Origin of the sequence: Flavonifractor sp. (assembly GCF_019422385.1) — a bacterium.
Lineage (GTDB): Bacteria > Bacillota > Clostridia > Oscillospirales > Oscillospiraceae > Flavonifractor > Flavonifractor avistercoris.
On the sequence record NZ_JAHZDL010000163.1, the window covers coordinates 1 to 2126 of the forward strand.

Sequence of the window (2126 nt, forward strand, 5' to 3'; positions counted from 1 at the left end):
TGTCTGCAACTCCAACTTTAACCGATGAGGCCTTATCCTTCATCCTTTTTTATTCCTCTGTCCAATATGTATTGTACTCCTACAATCTTGAAAAGGGACCGCAGGGGCAAACACTTGTTTTTGGCGGCGTTGTCTGATATAATAAAATCTCTTATAATGTGTGCTCTGTGCGTAATGAGAAACGGCCTGGGAGGTGTCTCATGCGGAAAAATAAGCTGACCCATCTGCTGGAGCCCGGCATGCGGCTCTATTTCGTGTTTCTGCTGCTGTTCGCGGCGGCCTCCGCCCTGTTCAGCGTCCCCATCGCGGTGATTGAGGCGGCGGTGGTGCTGGTGCTCTATCTGTATCTCCGCCGCACCAACGCCCAGCGGCAGAGGGAGATCCTCAAGTATATCGACTCGGTGACCTGCAACATGGACACGGCCACCAAGGACACCATGGTCAACGCACCCCTGCCCATGGTGATCTTCCGGCCGGAGAACGACGAGGTGATCTGGTCAAACGACCGCTTCCTCCAGCTCACCGGCGAGAAGGAGCACCTGTTCGACACCAAGCTCACCGCCGCGGTGCCCGACTTCTCCTCCCGCTGGCTGATGGAGGGCAAGACCGAGTGCCCCACCGAGGTACGCATCGGGGAGCGGCGCTTCCTGGTGTTCGGCCACTTGGTGCGCACCGAGGAGCAGGGAGCCCGGGGCTATCTGGCCACCACCTACTGGGTGGATGTGACCGACTTCGCCCAGGTGCGGGACGACTTCTACGCCACCCGCCCCGTGGTGGCCATCCTCACGGTGGACAACTACGAGGAGCTGATGAAGGGGGCCAACGACTCGGCCAAGTCCGCCATGCGCAGCGGCATCGACGACCGGCTGAGCCAGTGGGTGGCCCCCGCCCAGGGCCTGTTCTGCCGGTATGAGCGGGATCGCTATCTCTTCGTGTTTGAGGAGCGGTTTTTGGCCCAGTTCCAGGAGGGGAAGTTCTCCATTCTGGAGACCGTGCGGGAGGTGGCCAGCCCCTCCGGCATCCAGGCCACATTGTCTATCGGCATCGGCAAGGACGCGGAGAGCCTGGGGGAGCTGTTCCAGTACGCGGCCCTCTCGGTGGAGATGGCCCTGAGCCGGGGCGGCGACCAGGTGGTGGTGAAGAACCGTTTCAACTTCGAGTTCTTCGGCGGGCGCACCAAGGAGCTGGAGAAGCGTACCAAGGTGAAGAGCCGGGTCATGGCCAACGCCCTGGGCGAGCTGATGGCCGACGCCTCCAGGGTGTTTGTCATGGGCCACAAGTACCCCGACCTGGACTGCATCGGCGCCGCCGCCGGCGTGTGCGCCATGGCCCGCAAGAAGGGTGCCCCGGTGCACATCGTCCGGGAGTCCGGCCAGAACCCGGCCAGCGAGATGTCCGACCGGCTGGGGGCCCTGCCCGAGTACAAGGACGTGTTCATCAGCGCCCAGGAGGCCATGATTCAGGCCGACGCCAACTGCCTGCTGGTGGTGGTGGACACCAACCGGCCGGAGCAGGTGGTGAGCCAGGATCTGCTGGAGGCGGTGCACAAGGTGGCGGTGATCGACCACCACCGCCGGGCCTCCTCCTATATCGCCGACGCGGCCCTCAACTTCCACGAGCCCTACGCCTCCTCCGCCAGCGAGCTGGTCACCGAGCTGCTGCAGTACCTGCTGGAGCCCGCCGACCTGCTCAAGACCGAGGCGGAGGCCCTGCTGGCCGGCATGGTGCTGGACACCAAGCAGTTCACCATGCGCACCGGCAGCCGCACCTTTGAGGCCGCCGCCTTCCTCCGCCGCTCCGGCGCGGACACCGGCGACGTAAAAAAGCTGTTCCAGAACGATCTGGAGGGCATGATCGCCAAGTACGACATCATCCAGAACGCGAAAATGGTCAAGGCCGGCATCGCCGTGGCCAAGGTGGATCACACCGTGGGCCGGGTCACCGCCGCCCAGGCCGCCGACGAGCTGCTCAACATCTCCGGCGTGGACACCTCCTTTGTCCTGTTCCCTGACCAGGAGGGACGGGTGATCCTCTCCGCCCGCAGCATGGGGGACGTGAACGTGCAGGTGGTGCTGGAGAAGCTGGGCGGCGGCGGCAACGCCGCCACCGCCGGCGCCCAGGTGCCG

1 protein-coding gene is annotated in these 2126 nt (G+C 63.9%); it reads left to right on the plus strand.

Annotated elements, in window-relative coordinates:
- Window positions 1-200 precede the first annotated feature (200 nt).
- Window positions 201-2126, plus strand: a 1926-nt coding sequence (locus QZ378_RS12780; RefSeq protein WP_291258540.1) for a DHH family phosphoesterase, incomplete at its 3' end; no start/stop codon positions are given.